General features: G+C 56.2%; 26 protein-coding genes. 15 read left to right on the forward strand and 11 right to left on the reverse strand.

The window, feature by feature from the left end; genetic code table 11:
- Positions 1 to 35: 35 nt before the first annotated feature.
- The 4 genes from WDB70_RS08675 to dapA form a co-directional block, all read right to left on the reverse strand.
- Positions 36 to 422, reverse strand: coding sequence for an STAS/SEC14 domain-containing protein (locus WDB70_RS08675; protein ID WP_406663442.1), 387 nt, complete (start codon positions 420 to 422; stop codon positions 36 to 38).
- A gap of 110 nt (positions 423 to 532) precedes the next feature.
- Positions 533 to 1243 carry a phosphoribosylaminoimidazolesuccinocarboxamide synthase gene (gene purC / locus WDB70_RS08680; protein WP_406663444.1) on the reverse strand — a complete coding sequence of 237 codons (711 nt, stop codon included), beginning with the start codon at positions 1241 to 1243 and terminating at the stop codon, positions 533 to 535.
- Positions 1244 to 1347: 104 nt separating this feature from the next.
- Positions 1348 to 2427 (reverse strand): outer membrane protein assembly factor BamC, encoded by a 1080-nt coding sequence (gene bamC, locus WDB70_RS08685; protein WP_406663446.1) that lies wholly within the window; start codon positions 2425 to 2427, stop codon positions 1348 to 1350.
- Between the two features lie 9 nt (positions 2428 to 2436).
- The gene (gene dapA / locus WDB70_RS08690; protein ID WP_406663448.1) at positions 2437 to 3315 is read right to left on the reverse strand and encodes a 4-hydroxy-tetrahydrodipicolinate synthase; all 879 of its coding nucleotides are present in this window, start codon (positions 3313 to 3315) and stop codon (positions 2437 to 2439) included.
- Between the two features lie 89 nt (positions 3316 to 3404).
- Here dapA and WDB70_RS08695 point away from each other — a divergent pair, with 89 nt between their 5' ends.
- Both WDB70_RS08695 and bcp read left to right on the forward strand, forming a co-directional pair.
- A complete protein-coding gene (locus tag WDB70_RS08695; RefSeq protein WP_406663450.1) occupies positions 3405 to 3947 on the forward strand; it encodes a glycine cleavage system protein R in 543 nt (180 codons plus the stop codon).
- Positions 3948 to 3949: 2 nt separating this feature from the next.
- Positions 3950 to 4417: a thioredoxin-dependent thiol peroxidase gene (gene bcp, locus WDB70_RS08700; RefSeq protein WP_406668050.1), complete on the forward strand. Its 468-nt coding sequence runs from the start codon at positions 3950 to 3952 to the stop codon at positions 4415 to 4417.
- Between the two features lie 32 nt (positions 4418 to 4449).
- Here the strand turns inward: bcp and WDB70_RS08705 are convergent, their stop codons facing one another.
- A complete protein-coding gene (locus tag WDB70_RS08705; RefSeq protein ID WP_406663452.1) occupies positions 4450 to 6279 on the reverse strand; it encodes an ABC transporter ATP-binding protein in 1830 nt (609 codons plus the stop codon).
- A gap of 74 nt (positions 6280 to 6353) precedes the next feature.
- Here WDB70_RS08705 and ltaE point away from each other — a divergent pair, with 74 nt between their 5' ends.
- Positions 6354 to 7358 carry a low-specificity L-threonine aldolase gene (gene ltaE, locus WDB70_RS08710; RefSeq protein ID WP_406663454.1) on the forward strand — a complete coding sequence of 335 codons (1005 nt, stop codon included), beginning with the start codon at positions 6354 to 6356 and terminating at the stop codon, positions 7356 to 7358.
- A gap of 49 nt (positions 7359 to 7407) precedes the next feature.
- Here the strand turns inward: ltaE and WDB70_RS08715 are convergent, their stop codons facing one another.
- Both WDB70_RS08715 and WDB70_RS08720 read right to left on the reverse strand, forming a co-directional pair.
- Positions 7408 to 8472 carry an AI-2E family transporter gene (locus tag WDB70_RS08715; RefSeq protein WP_406663456.1) on the reverse strand — a complete coding sequence of 355 codons (1065 nt, stop codon included), beginning with the start codon at positions 8470 to 8472 and terminating at the stop codon, positions 7408 to 7410.
- Positions 8469 to 8699 carry a sulfurtransferase TusA family protein gene (locus WDB70_RS08720; protein ID WP_406663458.1) on the reverse strand — a complete coding sequence of 77 codons (231 nt, stop codon included), beginning with the start codon at positions 8697 to 8699 and terminating at the stop codon, positions 8469 to 8471. The genes WDB70_RS08715 and WDB70_RS08720 overlap by 4 nt, the downstream gene beginning before the upstream one ends.
- 115 nt (positions 8700 to 8814) lie before the next feature.
- Between WDB70_RS08720 and WDB70_RS08725 the strand changes: the two genes are divergently transcribed.
- Genes WDB70_RS08725 through WDB70_RS08745 form a run of 5 tightly spaced genes read left to right on the forward strand, consistent with a single transcriptional unit; the run spans position 8815 to position 13550 of the window.
- A complete protein-coding gene (locus tag WDB70_RS08725) occupies positions 8815 to 10257 on the forward strand; it encodes a M48 family metalloprotease (protein ID WP_406663460.1) in 1443 nt (480 codons plus the stop codon).
- Between the two features lie 48 nt (positions 10258 to 10305).
- Positions 10306 to 10647, forward strand: coding sequence for an arsenate reductase (glutaredoxin) (gene arsC, locus WDB70_RS08730; protein WP_406663462.1), 342 nt, complete (start codon positions 10306 to 10308; stop codon positions 10645 to 10647).
- Positions 10644 to 11189, forward strand: coding sequence for an NAD(P)H:quinone oxidoreductase (gene wrbA, locus WDB70_RS08735; RefSeq protein ID WP_406663464.1), 546 nt, complete (start codon positions 10644 to 10646; stop codon positions 11187 to 11189). Before arsC ends, wrbA begins: the two co-directional genes overlap by 4 nt.
- Positions 11186 to 11584 (forward strand): DUF2069 domain-containing protein, encoded by a 399-nt coding sequence (locus WDB70_RS08740; RefSeq protein ID WP_406663466.1) that lies wholly within the window; start codon positions 11186 to 11188, stop codon positions 11582 to 11584. The genes wrbA and WDB70_RS08740 overlap by 4 nt, the downstream gene beginning before the upstream one ends.
- 28 nt (positions 11585 to 11612) lie before the next feature.
- A complete protein-coding gene (locus WDB70_RS08745) occupies positions 11613 to 13550 on the forward strand; it encodes a hypothetical protein (RefSeq protein ID WP_406663468.1) in 1938 nt (645 codons plus the stop codon).
- A 28-nt stretch (positions 13551 to 13578) separates the two neighbouring features.
- Here the strand turns inward: WDB70_RS08745 and hda are convergent, their stop codons facing one another.
- From hda to upp, 3 genes are all read right to left on the reverse strand, one after another.
- Positions 13579 to 14271 carry a DnaA inactivator Hda gene (gene hda, locus WDB70_RS08750; protein WP_406663470.1) on the reverse strand — a complete coding sequence of 231 codons (693 nt, stop codon included), beginning with the start codon at positions 14269 to 14271 and terminating at the stop codon, positions 13579 to 13581.
- A gap of 4 nt (positions 14272 to 14275) precedes the next feature.
- Positions 14276 to 15277: a DUF2066 domain-containing protein gene (locus WDB70_RS08755; RefSeq protein WP_406663472.1), complete on the reverse strand. Its 1002-nt coding sequence runs from the start codon at positions 15275 to 15277 to the stop codon at positions 14276 to 14278.
- A gap of 85 nt (positions 15278 to 15362) precedes the next feature.
- Positions 15363 to 15989 (reverse strand): uracil phosphoribosyltransferase, encoded by a 627-nt coding sequence (gene upp, locus WDB70_RS08760; protein ID WP_406663474.1) that lies wholly within the window; start codon positions 15987 to 15989, stop codon positions 15363 to 15365.
- 152 nt (positions 15990 to 16141) lie between these two features.
- Here upp and purM point away from each other — a divergent pair, with 152 nt between their 5' ends.
- From purM to WDB70_RS08780, 4 genes are all read left to right on the forward strand, one after another.
- Complete coding sequence (gene purM / locus WDB70_RS08765) at positions 16142 to 17182, forward strand: phosphoribosylformylglycinamidine cyclo-ligase (protein ID WP_406663476.1); 1041 nt, start codon at positions 16142 to 16144, stop codon at positions 17180 to 17182.
- On the forward strand, positions 17182 to 17820 hold the full coding sequence (gene purN, locus WDB70_RS08770) for a phosphoribosylglycinamide formyltransferase (RefSeq protein WP_406663478.1): 639 nt from the start codon (positions 17182 to 17184) through the stop codon (positions 17818 to 17820). The genes purM and purN overlap by 1 nt, the downstream gene beginning before the upstream one ends.
- Positions 17799 to 18515: a DUF3108 domain-containing protein gene (locus tag WDB70_RS08775; RefSeq protein ID WP_406663480.1), complete on the forward strand. Its 717-nt coding sequence runs from the start codon at positions 17799 to 17801 to the stop codon at positions 18513 to 18515. Before purN ends, WDB70_RS08775 begins: the two co-directional genes overlap by 22 nt.
- Positions 18516 to 18614: 99 nt before the next feature.
- Positions 18615 to 18941, forward strand: coding sequence for a hypothetical protein (locus tag WDB70_RS08780; RefSeq protein WP_406663482.1), 327 nt, complete (start codon positions 18615 to 18617; stop codon positions 18939 to 18941).
- A 40-nt stretch (positions 18942 to 18981) separates the two neighbouring features.
- Here the strand turns inward: WDB70_RS08780 and lpcA are convergent, their stop codons facing one another.
- On the reverse strand, positions 18982 to 19560 hold the full coding sequence (lpcA, locus tag WDB70_RS08785; protein WP_406663483.1) for a D-sedoheptulose 7-phosphate isomerase: 579 nt from the start codon (positions 19558 to 19560) through the stop codon (positions 18982 to 18984).
- Positions 19561 to 19711: 151 nt separating this feature from the next.
- Here lpcA and fadE point away from each other — a divergent pair, with 151 nt between their 5' ends.
- The 3 genes from fadE to WDB70_RS08800 all read left to right on the forward strand — a co-directional run bounded on the left by fadE (position 19712) and on the right by WDB70_RS08800 (position 23455).
- A complete protein-coding gene (gene fadE, locus WDB70_RS08790; protein WP_406663485.1) occupies positions 19712 to 22174 on the forward strand; it encodes an acyl-CoA dehydrogenase FadE in 2463 nt (820 codons plus the stop codon).
- Between the two features lie 156 nt (positions 22175 to 22330).
- The gene (gene azu / locus WDB70_RS08795; RefSeq protein WP_406663487.1) at positions 22331 to 22774 is read left to right on the forward strand and encodes an azurin; all 444 of its coding nucleotides are present in this window, start codon (positions 22331 to 22333) and stop codon (positions 22772 to 22774) included.
- Between the two features lie 69 nt (positions 22775 to 22843).
- Positions 22844 to 23455, forward strand: a complete 612-nt coding sequence (locus WDB70_RS08800; RefSeq protein ID WP_406663489.1) for a hypothetical protein — start codon at positions 22844 to 22846, stop codon at positions 23453 to 23455.
- The last annotated feature ends 71 nt before the right edge of the window (positions 23456 to 23526 follow it).

Genomic DNA, 23526 nt, shown 5'->3' on the forward strand with positions numbered 1-23526 from the left:
GGTTTGGCTCTTTGCTAAAAAAGGCGCTCATCATATCACGGCTGTTCGTCGCCGGTCAGCCAGGCCAGGGCGGAAGGTAGATCATCAAAATATCGCGCCTGCCCGGCAATAAACCAGTTGCCGACCTTGGTAGCCAGTTGCTGCCAGCGCTTATTTCCCACCAACGCCAGGCGGCGAAATTCACGGCCATGTTTGAGGCCCATTTTAAAATCATCCCAGGCGGCCCGCGGAGCCCAGCCACAGAGTTCTCGAGCATCCACCAAGGCATCAATCACCGGCTCATCAACACCGGCCAAAGCCCCTTCCAGTATTGGGATGATCAGTTTGTAGTCATCGTGGGTCAGCGTTCCCACAGCTTTGATAGACAAAAACACGCTGGCGTCTACCCGTTCAACACCGAGGGTTAAACCGTGACGTTCCATAACCACCTCCTCTTCACACCATCAATCGGCCAGTAGCGGCTGTTTAAAATTAACCGTTAGGAATTTTTTAGCCATAAAAAAACCCGGCGCCAGGCCGGGTTGGTCGATACTTACAGCGCAATGCCCAGCCGTGAGGCCACTTCCTCGTAGGCCTCGACGACGCCGCCCAGGCCTTGGCGAAAGCGATCCTTGTCCAGTTTCTTTTTGCTTTCTTTATCCCAGATCCGGCAGCCATCAGGGCTGAACTCATCACCCAAGACAATTTGCCCCTTGAACAAGCCAAACTCCAGCTTGAAGTCCACCAGTAACATACCGGCATCAAGAAACAATTGGCCGAGTACTTCATTGACCCGGTAAGTCAGACGCTTCATTTCTGCCAGCTGTTCGGCACTGGCCCAGCCGAAGGCTTCACAGAGGCTGTCGTTGACCATAGGGTCATGCAGGGCATCATTTTTCAAAAACAGTTCAAAGGTTGGTGGGGCCAGTTGCAGCCCTTCTTCCACACCCAACCGCCGCACCAGTGAGCCGGCGGCATAATTGCGGATCACACACTCGACCGGGATCATGTCCAGTTTTTTCACCAGCGCCTGATCATCGCCCAGCAGTTGTTCCATCTGCGTAGGTACACCGGCGGCTTCAAGCTTTTGCATGATGAAATGATTGAATTTGTTGTTCACCATGCCCTTGCGAGCCAGCTGCTCTACCCGTTCGCCATCAAAGGCGGAGGTATCGTTACGAAAATGCAGGATGAGGTAATCCGGGTTGTCCGTGGTGAACACTGATTTGGCCTTGCCACGGTAAAGCTCTTGGCGTTTTTCCATCCGCTGATGACTCCGGGTTGCTGAAAACGTTTGCGCTGACGGTTAAAAAGAAGGCCGCTTGCGCGGCCCCGATATTGTAATGATGAGCGCCGGGATTGTCAGCGCTATTTCTTCACTTCTTTCAGGCCATCATCTCGCATCATACCGGAGAACAAGTTGTTCATTTCCGCGTACTGGGCGTTGGTGATCGGCTGGCCTTTGTCGGTGCTGAAGGTGACCGTGGTGTTTTCACCCATTTCCCCCAGCTGCACGCGGTATTTACGGTGCTTGAGGCTCAGATCCTTGTCGCTGCCACCAAACAGGCCACTCCAGAAGGAACTGTCCGGGCTGCCGTCATAGGTAACATAGAGAATAGCCTGACTCTTGTCATAGTCACGGATCTCAAAGCCCATATGCTCCAGCACCATCGGCAAGCGGTTCCAGGAACGCTCAAAGTCAGCCTTGAGGATAAAGGCCGCGGCACCGTTGTTGTCTTGCCCCAGCGTGACGCCAATCGGCTGATACTTGGACAGCACCTGTTCACGGTGGTGCAATTGATCCTGCTCGGCGTAGTAAGCCAGGTAATCATTCAACAGCATGACCGAGGCCCACTCGTTGTCGTTAACCGCTTCCGGCTCAGCGCCGTTGGCATCCACCCCGAGGCTGGCGACACTGACTTCAACCGTGCGGCCATGTTCAGCGGCCTTGATATGAATAGCAAAGCGGCGTTTCACGTCGCCGGCATCCACATCATTGAGTAAGCGCTCACGCTGGTGGGGGATAAACCAGGCAGTATCAATCTCAGTAGCACTGCTGTTTTCTACCGGAATGTCACGAGCCTTTAGCCAGCTGGCCAGTCGGCTGTTGACGACGGCGACAACATTATCCATGCCACGGCGAGCATCAAAACGGACTTTCGCCCCGGCTTCAGATTCATCCAAAGTGGCATTATCCGGCAGAGCCAGTACCAATTTCGGGGCACGAATGTCGAGCATTTTGCCCACTTCGCCCGGCGTTTGCAGCGCAGGGATATGGTATTGACCGTCACTGGTCGGGGCCTTGAGTGGTGCCGGCGCCTGTAATGTTGACTGCGCCTGCAGATCGGCGTAATCGAAACTACCGTCAGCCCGACGGTTATCAGTAATAGAAGCACAGCCAGCCATGGCCAGAACGGCAACTGCCAGTGCGGTTTTTCTTATGATCATCCAGATACCTCAAATAAGGCCGGCAGACATCAGGTCGGCCTCAACGCTCACCTGCCCCGCTTTACTGAGCGGCACAAGCGGCAAACGTAATGTGTCAGACGACAGCACCCCAAGACGCTTAAGCGCCCATTTGGCTGGTGTCGGATTCGCTTCAACAAACAAGGAACGGTGCAGCCCGTATAGTGCATTGTCGGCGGCCATGGCCTTGGCATTGTCACCACTGCGGGCGGCATCCACCATGGCGCGCATCTGTGCCGGTGCCACATTAGCCGTGACACTGATCACGCCATGCCCTCCGGCCAGCATAAAAGCCCTGCCAGTGGCATCGTCACCGGATAACAACGCAAAGTCAGTACTGACCCGCCGGGCAATATCAGCCAGCCGAGCCAGGTCACCGGTGGCCTCTTTGATGCCAACAATGTTGGATAGTTCACTCAAGGTGGCAACGGTTTCGGGTAACAGATCAACGGCGGTACGGCCCGGTACGTTATAGAGCAAAACAGGCTTGGCGGTGGCCGCAGCCACCGCGCGAAAATGCGCTTCTAACCCCGCCTGCGTCGGCTTGTTATAAGCCGGTGTCGCCGTTAAAAAGCCGTCAATGGGTAACGCATCCAGGGCTTTGGTCAGTGCCACCACCCGGTGCGTGGCACTGCCACCATTACCGGCAATGACACTGAGCCGGCCGGCGGCGACAGCGGCGACGGTTTTAACAACTTGCAGGTGTTCATCCGGGTCCAGGGTTGCTGATTCACCGGTGGTGCCCATGGCAACAACACCTTGTGTGCCCTGCTCCACATGCCACTCAACCAGTTGCTTGAGGGCATCATAATCCACGGCACCGCTATCGGTCATTGGCGTGACCAGCGCGACGATACTGCCGGCGAACATGTTATGCTCCTGTTTTCTCATTGGCTTGGTATGGTACTTTTGCCCCCCGCGCAACACAAGCCAGCTGTTAACCATAGAAAGGACTGTGAATGAGTCAATTTGTTGTGGTCACCGCCGTGGGCGAAGACCGGCCCGGCATCGTCAACGAACTGGTGAAACTGGCAAGTACATGCCAGTGCAACATTGTTGACAGCCGCATGGCCATTTTCGGCCAGGAGTTTACGCTGTTTATGCTGCTCAGCGGTGACTGGAATGCCATAGCCCGGCTGGAAAGCCAGCTGCCGGTACTGGCCCGTGATCATCAGCTATTGACCATTATCAAACGGACCGGTCAGCACCAAACCCCGCACTTTCAGCATCGCCTGGAACTGGAAGCCCACACCCATGACCGCCCAGGTGTGATCTCGCAAATGACCCAGTTTCTGGCCGAGCAGCACGTCGATATAGCCGCTTTGTCGACCTCAGTCAGTGCTGATCGCTTACAGCTGACGGTGCGTATCAATCTGCCCGAAACGGTGGCCCTGGCCGATTTTGAAACGGCCTTGCAAAGCCTCTGTCAGGAGCAGGCACTGGATGTAAACATCGCCCATCTGACACCACTGACCGAAATTCGCCATAAGGAGTCTTCATGAGCATTTCCCCGCTGCAAGCCGGCGATACCGCACCGGCATTTTCGCTGGCCGATCAGGATGGCCACATGGTCAGCCTGGCTGATTTCACAGGCCAACAGGTACTGGTGTATTTCTACCCGAAAGCCAGCACTCCGGGCTGCACGGTTCAGGCCTGTGGCCTGCGCGACAACATGAGCGCATTAACCGACAAAGGTGTCGTGGTGCTGGGTATCAGCCCCGATCCGGTCAAGCGTCTGAAAAACTTTGAACAGAAACAACAACTGAACTTTCGGCTGCTGTCCGACGAAGACCACCAGGTGGCTGAAGCCTTTGGCGTCTGGGGCCTGAAAAAATTCATGGGCAAGGAATACGATGGTATTCATCGGCTGAGCTTCATGATTGGCCCGGACGGCAAGGTGCAACATCTGTTTGATAGCTTTAAAACCAAGGATCACCATCAGGTGGTACTGAACTGGCTGGAACAGCAATAAAAAAGGCGGCAGCAGCCGCCTTTTTAGTGCCTCTATTCGCCAAGAAAGCCACCGGACTGATGCTGCCATAAACGGGCATAAAGGCCGCCTTGGGCCAGTAATTGGGCATGCGTGCCTGATTCCACAATAGCGCCCTTGTCCATCACAATCAGCCGGTCCATCGCCGCAATGGTAGACAGCCGGTGGGCGATAGCAATCACCGTTTTCCCTGCCATCAGCCGGTACAGACTGTCCTGGATCACCGCTTCGACTTCCGAGTCCAGAGCCGATGTGGCTTCATCAAGGATCAGGATTGGCGCATCCTTTAACATCACGCGGGCAATGGCAATGCGCTGGCGCTGGCCCCCGGAGAGCTTGACACCACGCTCCCCCACATGGGCATCAAAACCGCGCTGCCCCTTGGCATCTTCCAGTTCGTGAATAAAACCGCTGACCTGCGCCTGTTCGGCTGCCGCCTGCAGCATCTCTTCGCTGGCATCCGGGCGGCCATAGAGAATGTTGTCGCGTACTGAACGGTGCAGCAGCGAAGTATCCTGGGTCACCATGCCGATCTGGGCACGCAAACTGTCTTGCGTCACAGTGCTGATGTCCTGGCCATCAATGCAAATCTGCCCTTGTTCTACGTCGTAAAAGCGCAACAGCAAATTCACCAGTGTCGACTTCCCGGCCCCGGAGCGGCCAACCAGGCCCACCTTTTCACCGGGCTTAATGGCCAGCGACAAGGCATCGATGACACCACTGCCCTTGCCATAGTGAAAGCCGACGTTGTCAAAGCGAATAGCGCCGCTGGGCACGCTCAGTTCCGGTGCGGCGGGCTTATTCTGGATCAGTTGTGGTACTGCCAGCGAGCCCATGCCGTCCTGCACTGTACCCAAATGCTCAAACAGTGCCGAGACTTCCCACATGATCCATTGCGACATACCCCACAAACGCAGCACCAGCCCCAGAGCAACGGCCACGGCACCAACGGAGATACTGGCCGCCAGCCACAGCTTGATGGCCAAGGCCGCCACCGCAAACAGCAACAATGCGTTCAGCAGATACAACGAGACATTCAGTTTGGTGACCAGCCGCATCTGGGCATAGACAGTGCCAAGAAAACCCCGCATACCGGCTTCGGCATAATCCGCCTCTCGCCGGGCATGAGAAAACAGCTTAACGGTTTGAATATTGGTGTAGCTGTCAACAATGCGGCCGGTCATCACCGACCGGGCATCCGCCTGTTTCGCCGACACCTGGCTGAGCCGTGGCACAAAATAACGCAACATCAGCAAATAGGCACCCAACCAGGCCAGCAGCGGTAATGCCAGGCGCCAGTCAGCACTGGCAATCAGCACAAGGGTGCCGAGGAAATACACCACCACATAGTTAAGTACATCCATCAGTTTCATCACGCATTCGCGCACAGCCAAGGCGGTTTGCATCACCTTGGCGGCAACCCGGCCGGCAAATTCATCCTGATAGAAACTCAAAGACTGCCCCAGCAGATAGCGATGCATCAGCCAGCGCACCCGCATCGGAAAGTTACCGATCAAGGTCTGGTAATTAAGCAGTGAATGCAACGCCACCAACAACGGCAGCAAGACCAGCACCAACACGGCCATAGCCGCCAGTTTCAGGCCCTGTTCAGCCAGGAAGGTTGCCCTATCCTGTGCCGATAACCAGTCAACAATGCGGCCCATAAATCCGAACAGCCAGACTTCGATGACCGCCACGGCGGCAGTCAATACCCCCGCCAACAGCAAGTACCGCCAGGCCCCCCGGGCATAGTGGCGTAAAAAGGCCAACACCCCTTGCGGTGGTTGCAAAGGCGTACCGCCCGGTAACGGCTCCAGTCGTTTTTCAAACCAGTCAAACAGCATTAACACCTCAACGCAGCGGCGACAGCGCCGCACTCATGCGGTATAAAGAAGGCCCCGTCAGCGCAGGACCGAACATGATTGATTTTCGCAGTGACACCGTCACCCAGCCAACAGCTGCCATGCGCCAGGCCATGGCAACAGCGCCGGTAGGCGATGACGTTTACGGTGATGACCCTAGCGTCAATGAACTGGAGGCCTATGCGGCCGACAGTCTCGGCTTTGCATCAGCGCTGTTCACCAGTTCCGGTACCCAGGCCAACCTGCTGGCGCTGATGAGCCATTGCCAGCGCGGCGATGAATACCTGTGTGGCCAGCAGGCACATAATTACAAATTTGAAGGCGGTGGCGCTGCGGTGCTGGGCAGCATACAGCCGCAGCCGCTGGAAAACGAGCCTGATGGCAGCATCGCCCTTGCCCGGCTGCAAGGGGCCATCAAGGCGGATGACTTTCATTTTGCCCGCACCCGCCTGGTTTCACTGGAAAACACCATCGGTGGCAAAGTGCTGCCGCTGGCTTATCAGCAGCAGGTAGCCGAGTTTTGCCAGCGCCAGGGCCTGGCACTGCACCTTGATGGCGCCCGGGTATTTAATGCCGCCGTGGCCTCCGGAGTGCCGGTAACCGATATTACCCGCCATTATGATTCGGTGAGTGTGTGTCTGTCTAAAGGCCTCGGGGCACCGGTAGGGTCGCTGCTGCTTGGCAGCAAGGCATTCATTCTGCAAGCCCGGCGAATACGCAAGATGCTCGGCGGCGGAATGCGCCAGGCCGGCATTCTGGCCGCTGCCGGCCGTATTGCCTTGAGCGAGATGCCAGCGCGGCTGGCCGAAGACCACGCCAATGCCGCCACTTTGGCTGCGGGCCTGGAAAGCATCGGTCAACTACAGGTCACCGCGACGCCCACTAACATTGTTTATGCCCATTGCCAGCTCGGCCGTGAGCAGGCGTTAAAGGCCTATTTAGCTGAACGCGGTATTTTGATTAATGCTGGCAAACCTATGCGTCTGGTTACCCACTTAGGGGTTAGCGCCGAGCATGTTGCGACTTTGCTCAAGCATATTCGCGATTTCTATCAGCAATGAAAAACGTCTTGAAGCAGCAATAAAAAAGGCGCCACTGGCGCCTTTTTTATTATGCGGCAGCGGGCTCTTCAGCCATGGGCCAGGCATTGATCACCGCCTTGACCAAGGTCGCCAGTGGAATGGCGAAGAAAACGCCCCAGAAGCCCCAGATCCCACCGAACAGCAAGACCGCCAGAATGATGAAGATCGGATGCAGGTTCACCGCCTCAGAAAACAAAATGGGCACCAGCAGATTGCCGTCCAGTACCTGAATAATGCCGTAGGCCAGCAGCAGATAGAAAAAAGTACTGTCCAGGCCCCACTGGAAGGCGGCCACCAGCACCACCGGAATGGTCACCACCACCGCCCCGATGTAGGGGATCAACACCGATAGTCCGACTGCCAGCCCCAGCAGCGCCGAGTAACGCAAGCCAAACACCACAAAAGTAATGTAGGTACTGATCCCCACCACCAGAATTTCCAGCACCTTGCCACGGATGTAATTGACGATCTGGCCGTTCATTTCCACCCACACCTGCTTGGCCAGCTTGCGGTTACGCGGCATAACTCGGGCAAAACTGGCCAGCAGACTGTCTTTGTCTTTGAGTAGGAAAAACATCAATAGCGGCACCAGGATCAGGTAAATTAACATCGCCATGACGTTACCCAGCGAAGCAACCGTTGCCCCCAGCGCGCTCTGAGCCCAGCTGATCAGCGTTTTTTGTGACTCATCTACCAGCGTCTGCATCTGCTCTGGCTGTACCAAGTGTGGGTAACGACTGGGCAGCTCCAGCACAAAGCGGCGGCCATGGTCCAGCATGGTTGGCAGCTCGCGCACCAGGCTGGAGGTCTGTGTCCATACTGTCGGCACCAGTACCAGCAAAATCAGCAATGACACCCCGACAAAAATCAGCATCACCAATACCGTCGCCCAGGTACGCGACATCCCGGCCTGGGTCAGCTTGTGCAGGGGCCATTCCAGCAAATAGGCCAGCACCAATGCCACCAGCAAGGGTGCCATGACGCTACCCAACGCATAAATGGCGACAAAGCCAAACAGCAGCAGTAAAAACAGGGTGATGGCATTAGGATCGGAAAAACGGCGTTCGAACCACTCAAGCAAAAAAGCTTTCACATTATCTCCGACTTGGTTGCTGACGCAGGCAGCGTCACCAGATAAAGTTGGCCCTGGCGACAACACTGTGCCGATAGCCCCTGACGGCTCAGCCAGCGGCACAGATCACGGGCGCTGCTGGCCTCACTGAACTGTATCAATAACGGCCTTTGATCGTACTGGCGCAGCGCCAGCTTGGCTTGAACCAGCGCTTGCGGGCAACGATAGGCCGTCAAATCTATCCGCACGATCAGCTCCGGTTAGTGGTAGCGGCATAATTATGGGTGAATCGGCCGGAAACAAACAGGACTTTTGGTTGTCCAGTTGTTATGTTGTTTAGGCCCGCCAATGCGAGTCAAGTGAATGAAGCAAAAAGGAATCACCGCCGCACTGTTGTCTGCGGTACTGTTCGGTCAAAGCGCAGCTTATGCCTATGATGATCTGCCACAAATCGGTACCGCCGCGCTGTCAACGCTGAGCCTGCAAAAGGAAGAAACGCTTGGCAAGCTCTACACTTTTCAGCTTCGCTCACAGGCGCCGCTGCTGAATGATCCGCTGATCACCGAATACATTGAATCTCTGGGCCACCGCCTGGTAGCCCATGCCCGGGGAGTAAATTACCCCTTTGATTTTATGGTGATCAAGTCTGATGAGCTGAACGCCTTCGCCTATTTTGGCGGCCATGTTGCCGTGTTTTCTGACATCATTTTAGAAGCGGATAATGAAGACGAGCTGGCCTCGGTGATGGCGCACGAAATTGCCCACGTCACGCAGCGCCACTTGGCTCGTAAGATGGAGCATCAACAGCAAAACCTGCCACTGACCATTGCCGGTATTGCCGCTTCTATTCTCATCGGCCTGGCCAACCCGGAAGCTGGCATGGCAGGCCTGCAGGCCTCGGTTGCCGCCAGTCAGCAGTTTTCCATCAACTATACCCGCCAGAACGAACAAGAAGCTGACCGGGTTGGTTTTCAAACCCTTTACGCCGCCGGTTTCAGACCCATTGCCATGGCCAACTTCTTTGAAAAACTGGTGGAAAAATACCGTTTTGTCCGTAAGCCACCGGCCTTCTTGCTGGATCACCCCTTGTCAGAAAACCGCGTGGCAGAAGCACGTAACCGAGCTCTGCAATACCCCCAGGTACACCATCAGTCATCACTGGACTTTTATCTGACTCAGATGCTGATCCGGGCCCAGTATGGCGATAATCCGAAACGGGTACAGGAGCTGCTGGAACACCAGCAGCAAGAAGGTAAGGTTCACTCTGAGCAGGTACTTCAGTACGGATTAGGCCTGACCGCCTTGCAACTCAATAACAATCAAAAAGCGCTGGATATTGCTAACCAGCTGCTGAAAAAACATCCGCACAACCTGTATTACCAGGTACTTAAATCTGATTCGCTGGTAGCACTCAATAAAGCAGCCGCAGCGGCTAAGTTTCTTCAGCCTTCAGCCGACATCATGCCTAACAGCCCTATCGTCACTCTGAATCAGGCCCATGCCTGGATTGAGGCCAAGGAGGGGCAAAAAGCCATCGACCTGCTAGAACCCTATCTTTACGTGCACGCTGGTGACCCGCTGGCTATAGACCTGATGATCCAGGCCCAAAACCTGGTTAAAAATACCGCCGCCAGGGAGTACTGGCAGGCGGAGAAAATGGCCTACTACGGCGCTTTTGATCGCGCCATCAACCATTTCAATAAAGCCTACAGCCTCTATGGTAACAACAACCTGGAGCAGCGCCGTATTGAAGGCCGCATCGCCCAGCTGCAACAGCAAAAATCACGTTTTGAGGCGTTACGCTAATAGTGACTGACCGCTACAATGGCGGTTTCTCGTTGCCAAGGAGAATGCATGCAAATCTATCATAATCCCCGTTGTTCCAAGTCACGCCAGACCCTGGCCCTATTGGAAGAAAAAGGCCTGCACCCGGAAGTTGTGCTGTATCTGGATACGCCACCGACAACCGACACCTTGCGTGTTCTGCTGGCGAAACTGGGTTTCACTTCCGCACGCCAATTAATGCGCACAAAAGAAGAGACCTACAAAGAACTGGGGCTGGCAGATGTCACCGACGAAGCAGCGCTACTGGAAGCCATGGCCAGTCACCCGAAACTGATTGAACGCCCTATCGTTATCAACGGTGATAAAGCTCGCCTCGGCCGTCCGCCGGAACAGGTGCTGGAAATCCTATGACGCCGGTGTTGGTGCTGTACTACAGCCAGCACGGCGCAACCCGGCAAATGGCCCGTATGATTGCCCGCGGCATTGAAGAAGCCGGCGGGGAAAGCTGGCTTCGCACCGTGCCGCAAGCCGAGCAACAGGCAGATCCGGTGGTCACCGAGCAGGAGTTAAGCCAGGCCAGCGCCCTGGCCCTGGGCAGCCCAACCCGTTTTGGCGGTATGGCTGCACCAATGAAAGCCTTCTGGGATAGCACCGCTCCGGCCTGGCTGGCTGGCGCCTTGGTCGATAAACCGGCCTGCGTCTTCACTTCTGCCAGTAGCCTGCACGGCGGTCATGAAAGTACGTTATTGGCCATGATGGTGCCGCTATTACACCACGGTATGGTTATTGCCGGCCTCCCCTATACCGAGCCGGCACTGCATCACACCCAAAGTGGCGGAACGCCTTATGGCCCCAGCCATTGGGCAGAGCATGTCAACCTGACCGCAGATGAAAAAACCCTGTGCCTGGCCATGGGTAAGCGCCTGGCTAAGCTGGCAGAGGCCTTGTCATGAATGTTCCACAACAACACCCCCTGACCCGACAGGCCCGACATCTAGCCCTGGCCGGTTACGTCGGCCTACTGCTCTGGGTGCCGGCCTGGCATCTGTGGTTGGCACCGCACCCGCATGTCAGCCCGTTGGTGGTTGGCCTGTTATGGTGGCTACCGCTGCTCTTGCCCATGAAAGGGTTGTTAATGGGCAAACCCTATACCTACGCCTGGGCCAACTTCCTGGTACTGCTGTATATGACCCACAGTCTCACCCTGCTGTGGACCAGCCCCGCAGAACGCTGGCTGGCAGCCGTGGAGTTGCTGCTAACGGTGATGATGTTCACAGGTGGCGTATTTTACGCCCGCTGGCGTGGCAAGGCGCTTGATCTGGGCCTCAAAAAACATCAATCTCGTTAACGTTTATATAACGTAGCGGATTGATTTTATGGCGGTAAAAAGACTACAGGCCGGCCTGTTACTGGCCAGCGTGGCGCTGCTGAGTGCTTGTGGCGGCAGTGGTGGCAGCAGCACCAGTACGGCGCCCGTGAGCCCCAGTACTCCGGCAACAGAACTGACTCTGGTTGGCGACAGCAGCGCCGTTGTCAATCAGGCGGTAGGCATTGTCGCGCACCTGCCAGCGGGCACATACCGTCAGTTTCAGTGGCAGCAGACCGCCGGGCCGCAGGTCGCGCTGCTGGCAGATAAAACACCGGGTGTTGGCTTTGATGTCAGCCAGGCAGGCAGTTACGCTTTTACCTTTACCGCCACTAAAACGGATGGTAGCACTCTCAGCAAGTCCTTTAACCTGAGTGTGACCGACAGTACCGCCCCCCAGGCGCAGGCTCGCCTTGACCGGGCCGTTAGTGAAGGTGCGGAGTTTTCCATTCGCCTCAACGCTACCGGCGTTAACAGCATTTCCAACTGGCAGTTTCGCCAAACCGGCGGCCCCACTGCCAAAATTGATACCTCATCCAGTGCACCGCTGGCTTTTATTACCGCTCCGATGGTCGACAGCTCCGATGTCATGACCTTTGAAGGCACCCTGACCACCGACGCCGGCACACTTACCGATACGTTTTATGTCGCGGTATTGGACCGCCCCAATGTAACCAGCCCCTACTTCTGTAATGGCACCGGGCAAAGCTGCGCCACCAGTAAGCCTCTAACCCTGGTGCACCCTTATAAAGCCAGTAGCCCTTATGCCAGCATCCTCAGCAGTTGCGTTTATTCCAACCAGCTGACCGACAGTAACTTGTGTACGATCAACACGCTACCGCCCATTGGCCGTAACAACAGCAACCCGACAGTCGCCGACATCATGAACCGGGTAGTGGTATCCCATGACTGGATGGGACAACGCTTCGAGGAATTTCTGACCAACCTCGACGGCCATGACGACTTCAAGCACATGCTGCGAGCCACAACTGCCATTGTGATTTCTTCGGATGTACGGCCATCGTTCTACTGGCAGCTGACCGGGGCCATCTACCTTGATGGCGACAGCCTGTGGCTGACCCCCAACGAGCGTGATGTGATTAACGAGCAGCCGGATTATCGCTCCAGCTTTGGCAGCACTTTGCAATTCATCATGCCCTGGCGTTATGTGCAAAATGACAATTATGCCTTCCGTAACATCGACCCTTCACTGCGTCAGACCCGCCCCTTTTCGGAGCTGGAAGCCGATCTGGGTTCCCTGCTCTACCATGAGCTGACCCATGCCAACGACTTTATGTCGCAGGCCAAGCTCCAGGCGGGTATTGATGGCAACGACATTTTTTACAATCAGGCAGTCAAAGCCCCGATCATTTCTGATCAGTTGCACAGCGGCTATCCCCTGTCTTCGCAGCAAATGCACGATCTGTCGCAGGTCAGTTTTCAGGGAGCTACCGCTACGGCCACTCAAGAAGGCTACACCCCGGATGATGTGGCCGGTTTCTTCTTCGCCGACAATGCCAATGACTATTACAACTACTCAACCATCCGTGAGGATCTGGCGATGTTGTTTGAAGAAACCATGATGAAGCTGCGCTACGGCATTGACCGTGACGTGGCCGTGACCAATAAACCGGACAATCCAACCTCCGGTAACGACTACATCGTCAGCCGTGGCCAGCGTAACCGGGTCGGTGAAGTGGCTATCCGCCCACGCGCCGAGTTTGACGTCCAGGCCATTTTGCCGGAAGCCGCCAGTGCCGCGACTTCCATGCTTAATACGCTGACACCCACGGAGCTGTGTGCCGGTGATGGCTGGACAGACAACCTGACCCCGGCCTGTGGCCCCAACCCCAGCCAGCGTATGGGCAGCCTGGTGCTCAGCCAGGGCCTGTTGCCCCAGTGGCAGCCACGCACCCGGCTGGCTCCAGCAGTGAAACCTCAGCGCTAACAAAAAACCCCCGCATTGCGGGGTTTTTTTACAGGGCCAGAACCTGCTTTACAAAAGGAATAGTCAGTTTTCGCTGGGCGGCAATGGAAGCCGCATCTAGTTTGTCCAGCGCCTCGAACAACTCGCGCATGCCCCGCGACAATCGGTTGAGGATAAAACGCCCAACGTCGTCTGGTAGCGTGAACCCCCTGAGCCCGGCCCGTAACTGCAGTGCCGCCAGCTTGCCTTCGTCATCCAGCGGCTGGAGCTGATAAGTTACTCCCCAGTCCAGCCGTGACGCCAGATCCGGCAACTGCAGGCCCAGTTGTTGCGGCGGCGCTTTGGCGGTGATCACCAGGTGCGCACCTTGGCGGGTTTCCAGCACCCGATTGTAGAGATCAAAGATCTGTCGCTCCCAGTCGCTATCGCCGGCAATGGCATCGACATCATCAATACAGACCAGGGCCAGCTTCTCCATGCCTTCGAGCATGGCTGGGGTCATGACATCACGGTTTTTCAGCGGCAAATAAGCCGCCGGCGCTCCGCGCTCGGTAGCCAGCGCACAGGCCGCGTGCAATAGGTGACTACGGCCACTCATACCCCGCCCCCACAGATAGAGGACCCGCTTGCCTTCAGCACGGGCGGCAAATTTCAGGGCCGCTACAACCTGAGCGTTATCGCCCGGGTAATAACTGACAAAAGTTTCATCGTCCGGTAACTGGACCGCCAGAGGTAATTGCATATGTTCAGGGCTGGTACTGCAGTTCACCTTGCGGATCACTGGAAAAATGCTGGCTCAGTGACAGCGCTTTCGTCAGCTGCGCCGGTGAGCCCCGGAGTTTGAGTGAAAATGTCACGCTCTGCTCGGCCACCGCAGTGACCTGGGCGTCAGCCACCACTGGCAGGCTTTTTAGCTCATCCAGCGCCCGCAGATAGTCATCAGCACGGGCAACACGATGCAAGGTCAGTAAGGTGCGCTGTTCGGCAACCTGCCCTTTGACTGCCAGTTGTTCCGCCAATGCATCAGTCACGTCATCCACCATGGCGGTCAGTGCCGTTGCAGCCGAGTCACCCGTACTGCTGCCCGATTGGTTCAGGCCACCATCAAGCTGCCAGTCCACCTGAAATTGGCCATTATCAGCTGCGCTCAAGCGGGCGGTAACGATCTGCTCAGCCTGATAGCGAGCTGACGCGTTATCTACCGGTTCACTGAAATGCCCCCAGACATCAAGCACATCCAGCTTGACCTTGTCATCCAGATCCCACAGCGGCAAGAGCAATGGCAAAGCCCGGCGCTTTCCTTCATCGGTGACCGCTTTGGCCAGTGTCGGCATGGAAGCATCACTGATAATGTCGCGATGGCCATTATCGTCACTGGCAATCCAGAACAAGGTGGTCGGCCGGTCTTCACCCCAGACCGGCATACCCTGTTGCCAGATGGCGTTCTTCAGCGGCTTACTGTCAAAAAGGGCATACAGCTGCAGGCCATCGGCCGCCTGTTCATAACGGTATGACAGCAAAAAGGGCTCCGGATCAGCCATGATGTCGGCCAGCGCCTGACTTTGCGGGGCCTTTTCCATACCGGTGACTTTGATCAGGGTTTGCGCCATCGCGGTTTTGATTGCGGCCAGACGATCACTGCTGTTTTGACTGGATACCGCGACCTGGGCCCGGTACAGACCGGTTACTTGCTGCGCTGACAGCACCCCGCTGACAGACAGTAAACAAAAGAAAAGGATGGCTTTCATGGCATTCCCCTGGCCAGTGTCGGGCGATCATAGGCGCTGCTGGCAAGCAGCTCAAGCGAGCCCCGCGGCGTATTCAGCATCGGTGTTACTTGGTTCCGAAAATTTTGTCTCCGGCATCACCCAGGCCCGGTAGAATATAGCCGTGCTCGTTGAGGCGCTGGTCAACCGCAGCAGTGTAAAGCTCCACATCCGGATGCGCCGCCTCCAGTGCCGCCAGCCCCTCTGGCGCAGCCACCAGCACCAACACTTTAATGTGCTGACAGCCCCGTTTTTTCAGCAGGTCAATGGTCGCAATCATCGAGCCGCCGGTAGCCAGCATCGGGTCAACCACCAGCGCCACACGCTCGTCCAAATCGCCACAGAGCTTTTCAAAGTACGGCACCGGCTGCAGTGTCTGTTCATCCCGGTAGATCCCCACCACCGACACTCGCGCCGAAGGCATATGCTCCAGCACGCCGTCCATCATACCCAGGCCCGCGCGCAGTATTGGCACTACCGTCACTTTCTTGCCTTTCAACTGTTCAACCGTTACCGGGCCATTCCAGCCATCAATGGTGACGGTTTCGAGCTCAAAGTCTTTGGTGGCTTCATAGGTCAACAGGCTGCCCACTTCGGCGGCCAATTCGCGAAACCGCTTGGTGCTGATATCCGCTTCACGCATCAGACCAATTTTATGCTTCACCAGAGGATGTTTGACTTCGCAGATTTTCATGTCCGTTTCAGCTCGTTGCGACAAATCTGCACTCATTCTACCCAGCCCCCAGGCAGGGGCAAAGGAAAAGCCGGACGAAAACGTTTCCTCTGGCGGCGCGGGCCGCTACAATACGCCCGCCCGAATTCCCGATAACGCCATAGAGGAAGCCCATGAGCGAACAACGCAGGTCCCTGTCCTATAAAGACGCCGGTGTAGATATTGATGCTGGCAATGCCCTGGTTGAACGTATCAAAGGCGTCGCCCGCCGTACCAGCCGCCCGGAAGTGATGGGTGGTCTGGGTGGTTTCGGGGCCTTATGCCAGTTGCCCAGTGGCTACCATGAGCCGGTACTGGTGGCCGGCACCGATGGCGTCGGCACCAAGCTGCGCCTGGCACTGGACTGGCAGCGCCACGACGGCGTCGGTATTGACCTGGTGGCGATGTGCGTGAACGACCTGCTGGTGCAAGGTGCCGAGCCGTTGTTTTTCCTGGATTACTACGCCACCGGCAAGCTGGACGTTGATGTCGCGGCTCAGGTTGTCAGCGGCATCGGCCACGGCTGTGAACTGGCCGGCTGTGCGCTTATCGGTGGGGAAACGGCCGAAATGCCCGGTATGTATGAAGGTGCAGACTACGATCTGGCCGGTTTTTGTGTCGGCGTGGTCGAAAAAGCCAAAATTATTGACGGTAGCGGCGTCAGCGCCGGTGACGCCATCATTGGCCTGCCCGCTTCCGGCCCCCATTCCAACGGCTATTCACTGATCCGCAAAATTATCGAAGTCAGCGGTGCTGATGCTAATACCGAGCTGGACGGCCAGCCACTGGTTGAGCACCTGCTGGCCCCCACCCGTATTTATGTCAAGCCGGTACTGGAACTGCTGCGTAAAGTGCGCGTGAAGGCACTCTCTCACATTACTGGCGGCGGCTTCTGGGAAAATATTCCGCGGGTTCTGCCCAGCGCAGTTAAAGCCCAGATCAACCAACAGGCCTGGCAATGGCCCGCCATTTTCAGCTGGCTGCAAGAACAGGGTAATGTGACCCAGGAAGAAATGTACCGCACCTTTAACTGCGGTATCGGCATGATCCTGGTGGTGCCTTCGTCACAACTGGATGAAGCCCTGAATGTGTTACAAGAGCAAGGGGAACAGCCACTGCATATCGGCAATATTGCTGAGCGCAGCGGTAGCGATGGGGCTGTCGAGATCCGCTGATGAAACGCATTGTCGTGCTGATTTCCGGCAGTGGCAGTAACCTGCAAGCCATCATTGATGCCTGCCAGCAAAGCGGCATTGCCGCTGAGGTGGTGGCGGTGCTGGCCAATAAAGCCGATGCCTATGGCCTGGAGCGCGCTGCCCGGGCCGGTATTGCCGCCGAAGTCCTGAGCCACCACCAATACCCGCAGCGTGCTGACTACGATCAGGCCTTGGCGGAACGTGTCGCAGCCTATCAGCCAGACTTGGTGGTATTAGCCGGCTTTATGCGGATCCTGACGCCGGTTTTTGTCGATGCTTTTGCTGGCCGCTTACTGAATATTCATCCGTCACTGCTGCCCAAGTATAAAGGCCTGAACACGCACCAGCGGGCTCTGGATGCCGGCGACACTGAGCACGGCGTATCGGTTCATTTTGTTACCGCCGAGCTTGACGGCGGCCCGGTGATAGCCCAAGCACGGGTGCCGGTTACTGCCGAGGACTCCGCTGAAACCCTGGCAGAAAAGGTTCATAAACAAGAACATAAACTCTACCCAAGCGTTTGCCATTGGTTCGTTGACGGTCGCTTGCAAATGCGCCAAGGTAAGGCCTGGTTCGATGGACAGGTATTACCGCCATGCGGTTTGCAAATACAGTAACGCTGCTTCTGGCCATGGTTGCGCTGCCGGCCCTGGCTACCCCCCTTACCCCCTACGATGCCACCTATAAGGTTGTGCGCAAAGGCAAAACCTATGGCGTAGCCACCCGTGAGCTGCGCCAGCAGGGGCAACAGTATGTGCTGACAAATAAGTCGGATATTCACTGGCTGATTTTTAGTGACTCTCGCAACGAAAAAGCGACTTTTACCGTCCAAGATGGCCAAGTGCAGGCTCAGCACTATGAGTACAGTCGCAAGGGTACCGGTTCGGACGATCACTACAGCATGCAATTTGCTGATAGCGTGGTCAGCAGTGATGGTGGCGCTGGTGTGCACTTTAAAGGCGTTGCTTACGATCCCCTGTCTTACCAGCAGCAGCTGGCGCTGGACCTTGCCGCTGGCAAGAAAGACGTGTCATTCGATCTCTACCAGGAGCTGAAGCATAAACATTACCGCTTTAAAGTCTTGGGGGAAGAGCGCCTCAGCACACCTTACGGGGAAGTTGATACCATTCGTGTCGAGCGGGTTCGCAGCCCTGACAGCAGCCGTCAGACGCTATTTTGGCTGGCGCCTAGCCTGAATTACGCACTGGTAAAACTCTGGCAAGGTAAAAATGGCTCGGAGCAGATGGAACTGGTGCTCAGTGATTTCAAAAGCCTGCCTCAGCAAGCCCAGGAAGCCAGCCTATCTCACTGATTCAGTTGCGCATTATTTGCCCTGAGTCAATATTTCCCTCGCCATTGCCGCTGTACAGTAAACAACATCCTTACAACATAAATAAAAAGGATGTTGTTTATGCGCCGCCCGCCGTTTAGAACCCCACCACGCCTCGCTGCGGATTTTGGCACCTTGTGCTGCATTGCCTTTGTGTTTATTGCCGCCGGCAGTGTGCTGGATATTGTACTAACGATGGTCCGTTCGCCTCTGTCGGCTAGCCTGCTACTCGTTGGTAGTATTCAAAGTCTGGCGCTCTTACTGGCTGCTTACGGCATGATTTGGCTTAACGGTGGTGCTCAGGAGTTGCTTTTACGCCTGGGGCAGGTTCGGGCAGTGTTGCTGTTGGTTGCACTGCTAGCGGTTGCTATCGGCGTTGATACGTTGGATTGGCCGGTGTGGCTATAGCAGCCTCTCATGGCTTGGCGCCATGGAGGCTGTGGTTTTATTATGCGGTCAGTTTTTCCACCATCAAAATGATGCTGTGGATCACCTTGATGTGAATTTCCTGAATCCGATCGGCATATCCGAAGTGTGGCACCCGAACCTCCACGTCAGCCTGGCCGGCCAGCTTGCCACCGTCTTTTCCGGTCAGCAGAATAACCTTCATGCCTTTGGCTTTAGCCGCTTCCACAGCGCGAATAATGTTGCCGGAATTGCCGGAGGTAGATAGTCCGAACAGCACATCACCGGCCTGGCCAACAGCCTCAACATAACGCGAAAACACGTACTCGTAGCCGTAATCATTACCCACACACGATAAGTGGCTGGGATCAGAAATGGCAATGGCCGGCAGACCGGGGCGATTTTCCCGAAAGCGGCCGGTCAGCTCTTCGGCAAAGTGCATGGCGTCGCAGTGGGAGCCGCCATTTCCGCACGCCAAGACTTTACCGCCATCCTTAAAACGGGCGGCAAGAAGCTCTGCTGCTGCAACAACAGTGTTGAGCAGTGTTTCATCTGCCAGCACTTTTTCCAATACGGCCGCCGCTTCAGTCAGCTCAGCACGTACCATGTCCTGTAACGCCATTTTTTTATCCTGTCAGTTCGCTGTTGTCGCCGATTATAACCAGCCACCGGCAACAAATCCTTCTTGATCCTCAGCATCGTATCCAGTACAAAGTGGCTATCATTAAGAGGTCTGACCTCTAGCGAGAAAACCCCATATTAAGGAGGGAGTCGTGTTAACTCTATTCTGGACTCTGGTTATCATCGGCGGTGCCGGTGCGCTGGCCTACCACCGCGCCTCACTGATGACATTCACCGTGGCGACCTTCGCCACCCTGCTGGTTGGCAGTTTGAGTGGCGGTATCAGCCTGTGGCTGTGGCTACTGGCCTTGCTGGTACTGGTACCCCTGAATGTCACCTCGATTCGGCAGAATTATATTTCCGGCCCCTTCTTGAAGCTGTATCGCAAGATCATGCCGGAAATGTCCAGCACCGAGCAGGAAGCCATTGAAGCCGGCACCACCTGGTGGGACGGCGAATTGTTCCGGGGCAACCCAAACTGGGACAAGCTACACAGCTACCCCAAACCCCAGCTCAGTGCCGAAGAGCAAGCTTTTATTGACGGCCCGGTCGAAGAGCTGTGTGCCATGGTCAGTGACTGGGAAACCACCCACGAGCGGGCCGACTTGTCACCCGAAGCCTGGCTGTTCATGAAGGACAAAGGCTTCTTCGCGATGATCATCAAAAAAGAGTACGGCGGGCTGGAATTCTCTGCCTATGCCCAGTCACTGGTGCTGCAAAAGCTGACCGGCGTCTCTATGGTGCTGTCATCTACCGTCGGCGTACCTAACTCGCTCGGCCCTGGTGAATTGTTGCAACACTACGGCACCAAGGAACAAAAAGACCATTACCTGCCCCGCTTGGCCAAAGGTCTTGAAGTCCCCTGTTTCGCATTGACCAGCCCAGAGGCCGGCTCTGATGCGGGCGCCATTCCTGACTTCGGGGTGGTCTGCAAAGGCCAGTGGGACGGTGAAGAAGTGCTCGGCATGAAGCTGACCTGGAATAAGCGCTACATCACTCTGGCTCCGGTGGCCACCGTACTGGGCCTGGCTTTTAAATTGCGCGACCCCGATGGCCTGTTGGGTAAAAAAGAAGACCTCGGCGTTACCTGCGCGCTGATCCCGACTACAACGCCTGGAGTGAAAATTGGCCGCCGCCACTTCCCGCTGAATGTACCGTTCCAGAACGGGCCCACTCAGGGTGAGGAAGTGTTTGTGCCACTGGACTACATCATCGGTGGTCCGAAAATGGCTGGCCAGGGCTGGCGCATGCTGATGGAGTGCCTGTCGGTTGGCCGTGGTATCACTCTGCCTTCCAACGCTACCGGCGGCGTGAAGACCCTGGCTCTGGCCTCCGGCGCCTACTCACGGGTACGCCGCCAGTTCCGCCTGCCTATCGGCAAGATGGAAGGGGTACAAGAGCCGTTGGCCCGGCTGGCGGGTAACGCTTATTTGATGGGAGCGACCTGTGAGCTGACCACAACCGGCCTGGACTTGGGCGAGAAGCCATCAGTGATCTCTGCCATCGTCAAATACCATATGACCGATCGCATGCAAAAAGGCATCATCGACGCCATGGATATCCACGGCGGTAAAGGGATTTGCATGGGCCCGGAAAACTACCTGGCCCGGGGCTATCAAGGTGCGCCCGTCGCCATCACCGTGGAAGGAGCCAACATCCTGACCCGCTCGATGATGATTTACGGCCAAGGCGCCATTCGCTGCCATCCGTTCGTACTGGCTGAGCTGGAAGCTGCCAATATTGACGACCATCGCCAGGCACTGGATGCCTTTGATAAAGCGGTTTTTGGCCACATCGGTTTTGCCACTTCGAACTTCTTCCGTTCACTGTGGCTGGGCCTGACCGGCGCGCGCCTGTCTAGAGCCCCTTTTGCTGACCAAACCAAGCGTTACTATCAGCACATGAACCGTTTCAGTGCCAACCTGGCGCTTTTATCTGATGTTGCCATGGGGGTTCTGGGCGGTGAACTGAAGCGCCGTGAACGGGTTTCAGCCCGCTTGGGCGATTTGCTCAGCCAGCTCTATTTGGCCTCAGCCAGCCTCAAGCGCTTCAATGACGAAGGCCGTCGCAGTGAAGATCTGCCCTTGCTGCAATGGGCCGTCGAAGACGCCTTGTATAAGCTGCAAGACAGCCTGGTGGAACTGCTGAAAAATTTCCCCAACAAATGGGTTGGCCGCCTACTGCAAGTGGTACTGCTGCCCTGGGGTCGCCCGGTGAACCGGCCCAGCGACCGCCTGGATTACAAGGTGGCGACATTGCTGCAAAAACCTTCGGAAGTGCGTTCACGACTGGGCCAAAGCCAGTATATGACCCGGGTAGAAAGCAATGCCGTCGGCATGCTGGAACAAACCCTGGATGACATCCTGGCCGCCGAGCCGCTGTTTGACAAAGTGGCCAAGGCTACCGAGCCGAAGCGTCAGTTCTTCCGTTTGGATGAGGTAGCGGCAGAAGGCCTGGAGCTGGGCCTCATTAACGAAGATGAAGCCGAATTGCTGCGCCGCGCCGAGCAGGGCCGGCTGCGCGCCATCAACGTCGATGACTTCGATCCGCTTTACCTGGCTGCCGACAAAGCGCTGGTTGAGCGTGAACAGAAAGCAAAAGGCCAAGCCGCCTAAGCTGTTGAAGCTGAACAAAAGGGAGTCTGATGACTCCCTTTTTCTTTATTTCTTGCACCGTTAGTAGTAAACCAAACGATAATATTTGACTTATAACAGAACAGCGTCAGCAACATGCTGGCAGACTGGCAAGGTTTCTAAAAACGGAGGTTAGTAATGAAAAAAGTGATGCTAGCCATGGTCCTGGCCATGGTATCCGGTGCGGCACTGGCCGATGATTGCGCGACAACCATCGAAGGCAATGACGCCATGCAATACAACAAAAAGGAAATTACAGTGCCGGCCAGCTGTAAGTCATTCACCGTGACGCTGAAACACACCGGGTCGCTGCCGAAAAACACCATGGGCCATAACTGGGTGCTGAGTAAAAGCGCAGATTACCAGGCTGTGGCCATGGCTGGTGCTCAAGCCGGTTTGGACCATGACTACCTCCCGCAGAACGATCCTCGGGTGCTGGCGCATACCAAGCTAGTAGGCGGTGGTGAACAAACCAGCGTGACCATTGACATGAGTAAACTGAAAAAAGACGGTGACTACACCTTCTTCTGCTCCTTCCCCGGCCACTTTGCGGTGATGAACGGTAAGTTCAACATCAAGTAAGGCATCAAAGCCCGGCGCTGCCGGGCTTTTTTCTGGCAACAACACCTACATACCCCGGGAGATAGCGCGATGAAATGGCTGTGGCGGCTCATGTTCACCACCTTGCTGGCGGCTGCACTGGCCAGCAGCCTGCTGTTTTCTGCGCTCTATCAAACCTACTACCACCTGGGCCAGGAAGTGCCGGTTGCCCAAGTCAGCATTACCCCGCTCGGCAAGCAGCTTTATGAACTGACATTACAGGTACCCGGTCAGTGTCAGCCGATGCAGTTCCCGGTTCGCGGCGATGATTGGCGCCTGGATGCCCGCTTTATCAAGTGGCCCAACTGGTTGACGGTGCTGGGGCTGACCCCGCAATACCGGCTGGAACGCTTAGCCGGTCGTTATCAGGACATCCAGCAAGCCAACCATGCACCGCGTACCGTCTACGCTCTGGCGCCCCAGACCTGGCTCAAACCGGCCTGGCTCGATAGCCTGTCGTGGCTAATCGACAGTGATTATGGCAGCTCGGTTTATGCGCCGCTGAGCCAGGGGCAATACCGTGTTTACCACAGTGCCAGCGGTTTATTTTTACGCCCCGCTCCACCTTCGGCAAATGCCGCTGCCGTCACGCCAGATTGCACCAAGCCAGTTTCCTACTGGCAGCAAGCAGCCCACTGGCTGGACCAACAGCTACGCAGCTAAACCTTCGGAAACGGTCTGTAACAGCATTTGCCACCGCAGGCAAAGCTGGCGCTGCTATCATGGCAACTTGC

The organism is Gallaecimonas aegicerasi, assembly GCF_045291545.1.
In the GTDB taxonomy this organism is placed as follows: domain Bacteria; phylum Pseudomonadota; class Gammaproteobacteria; order Enterobacterales; family Gallaecimonadaceae; genus Gallaecimonas.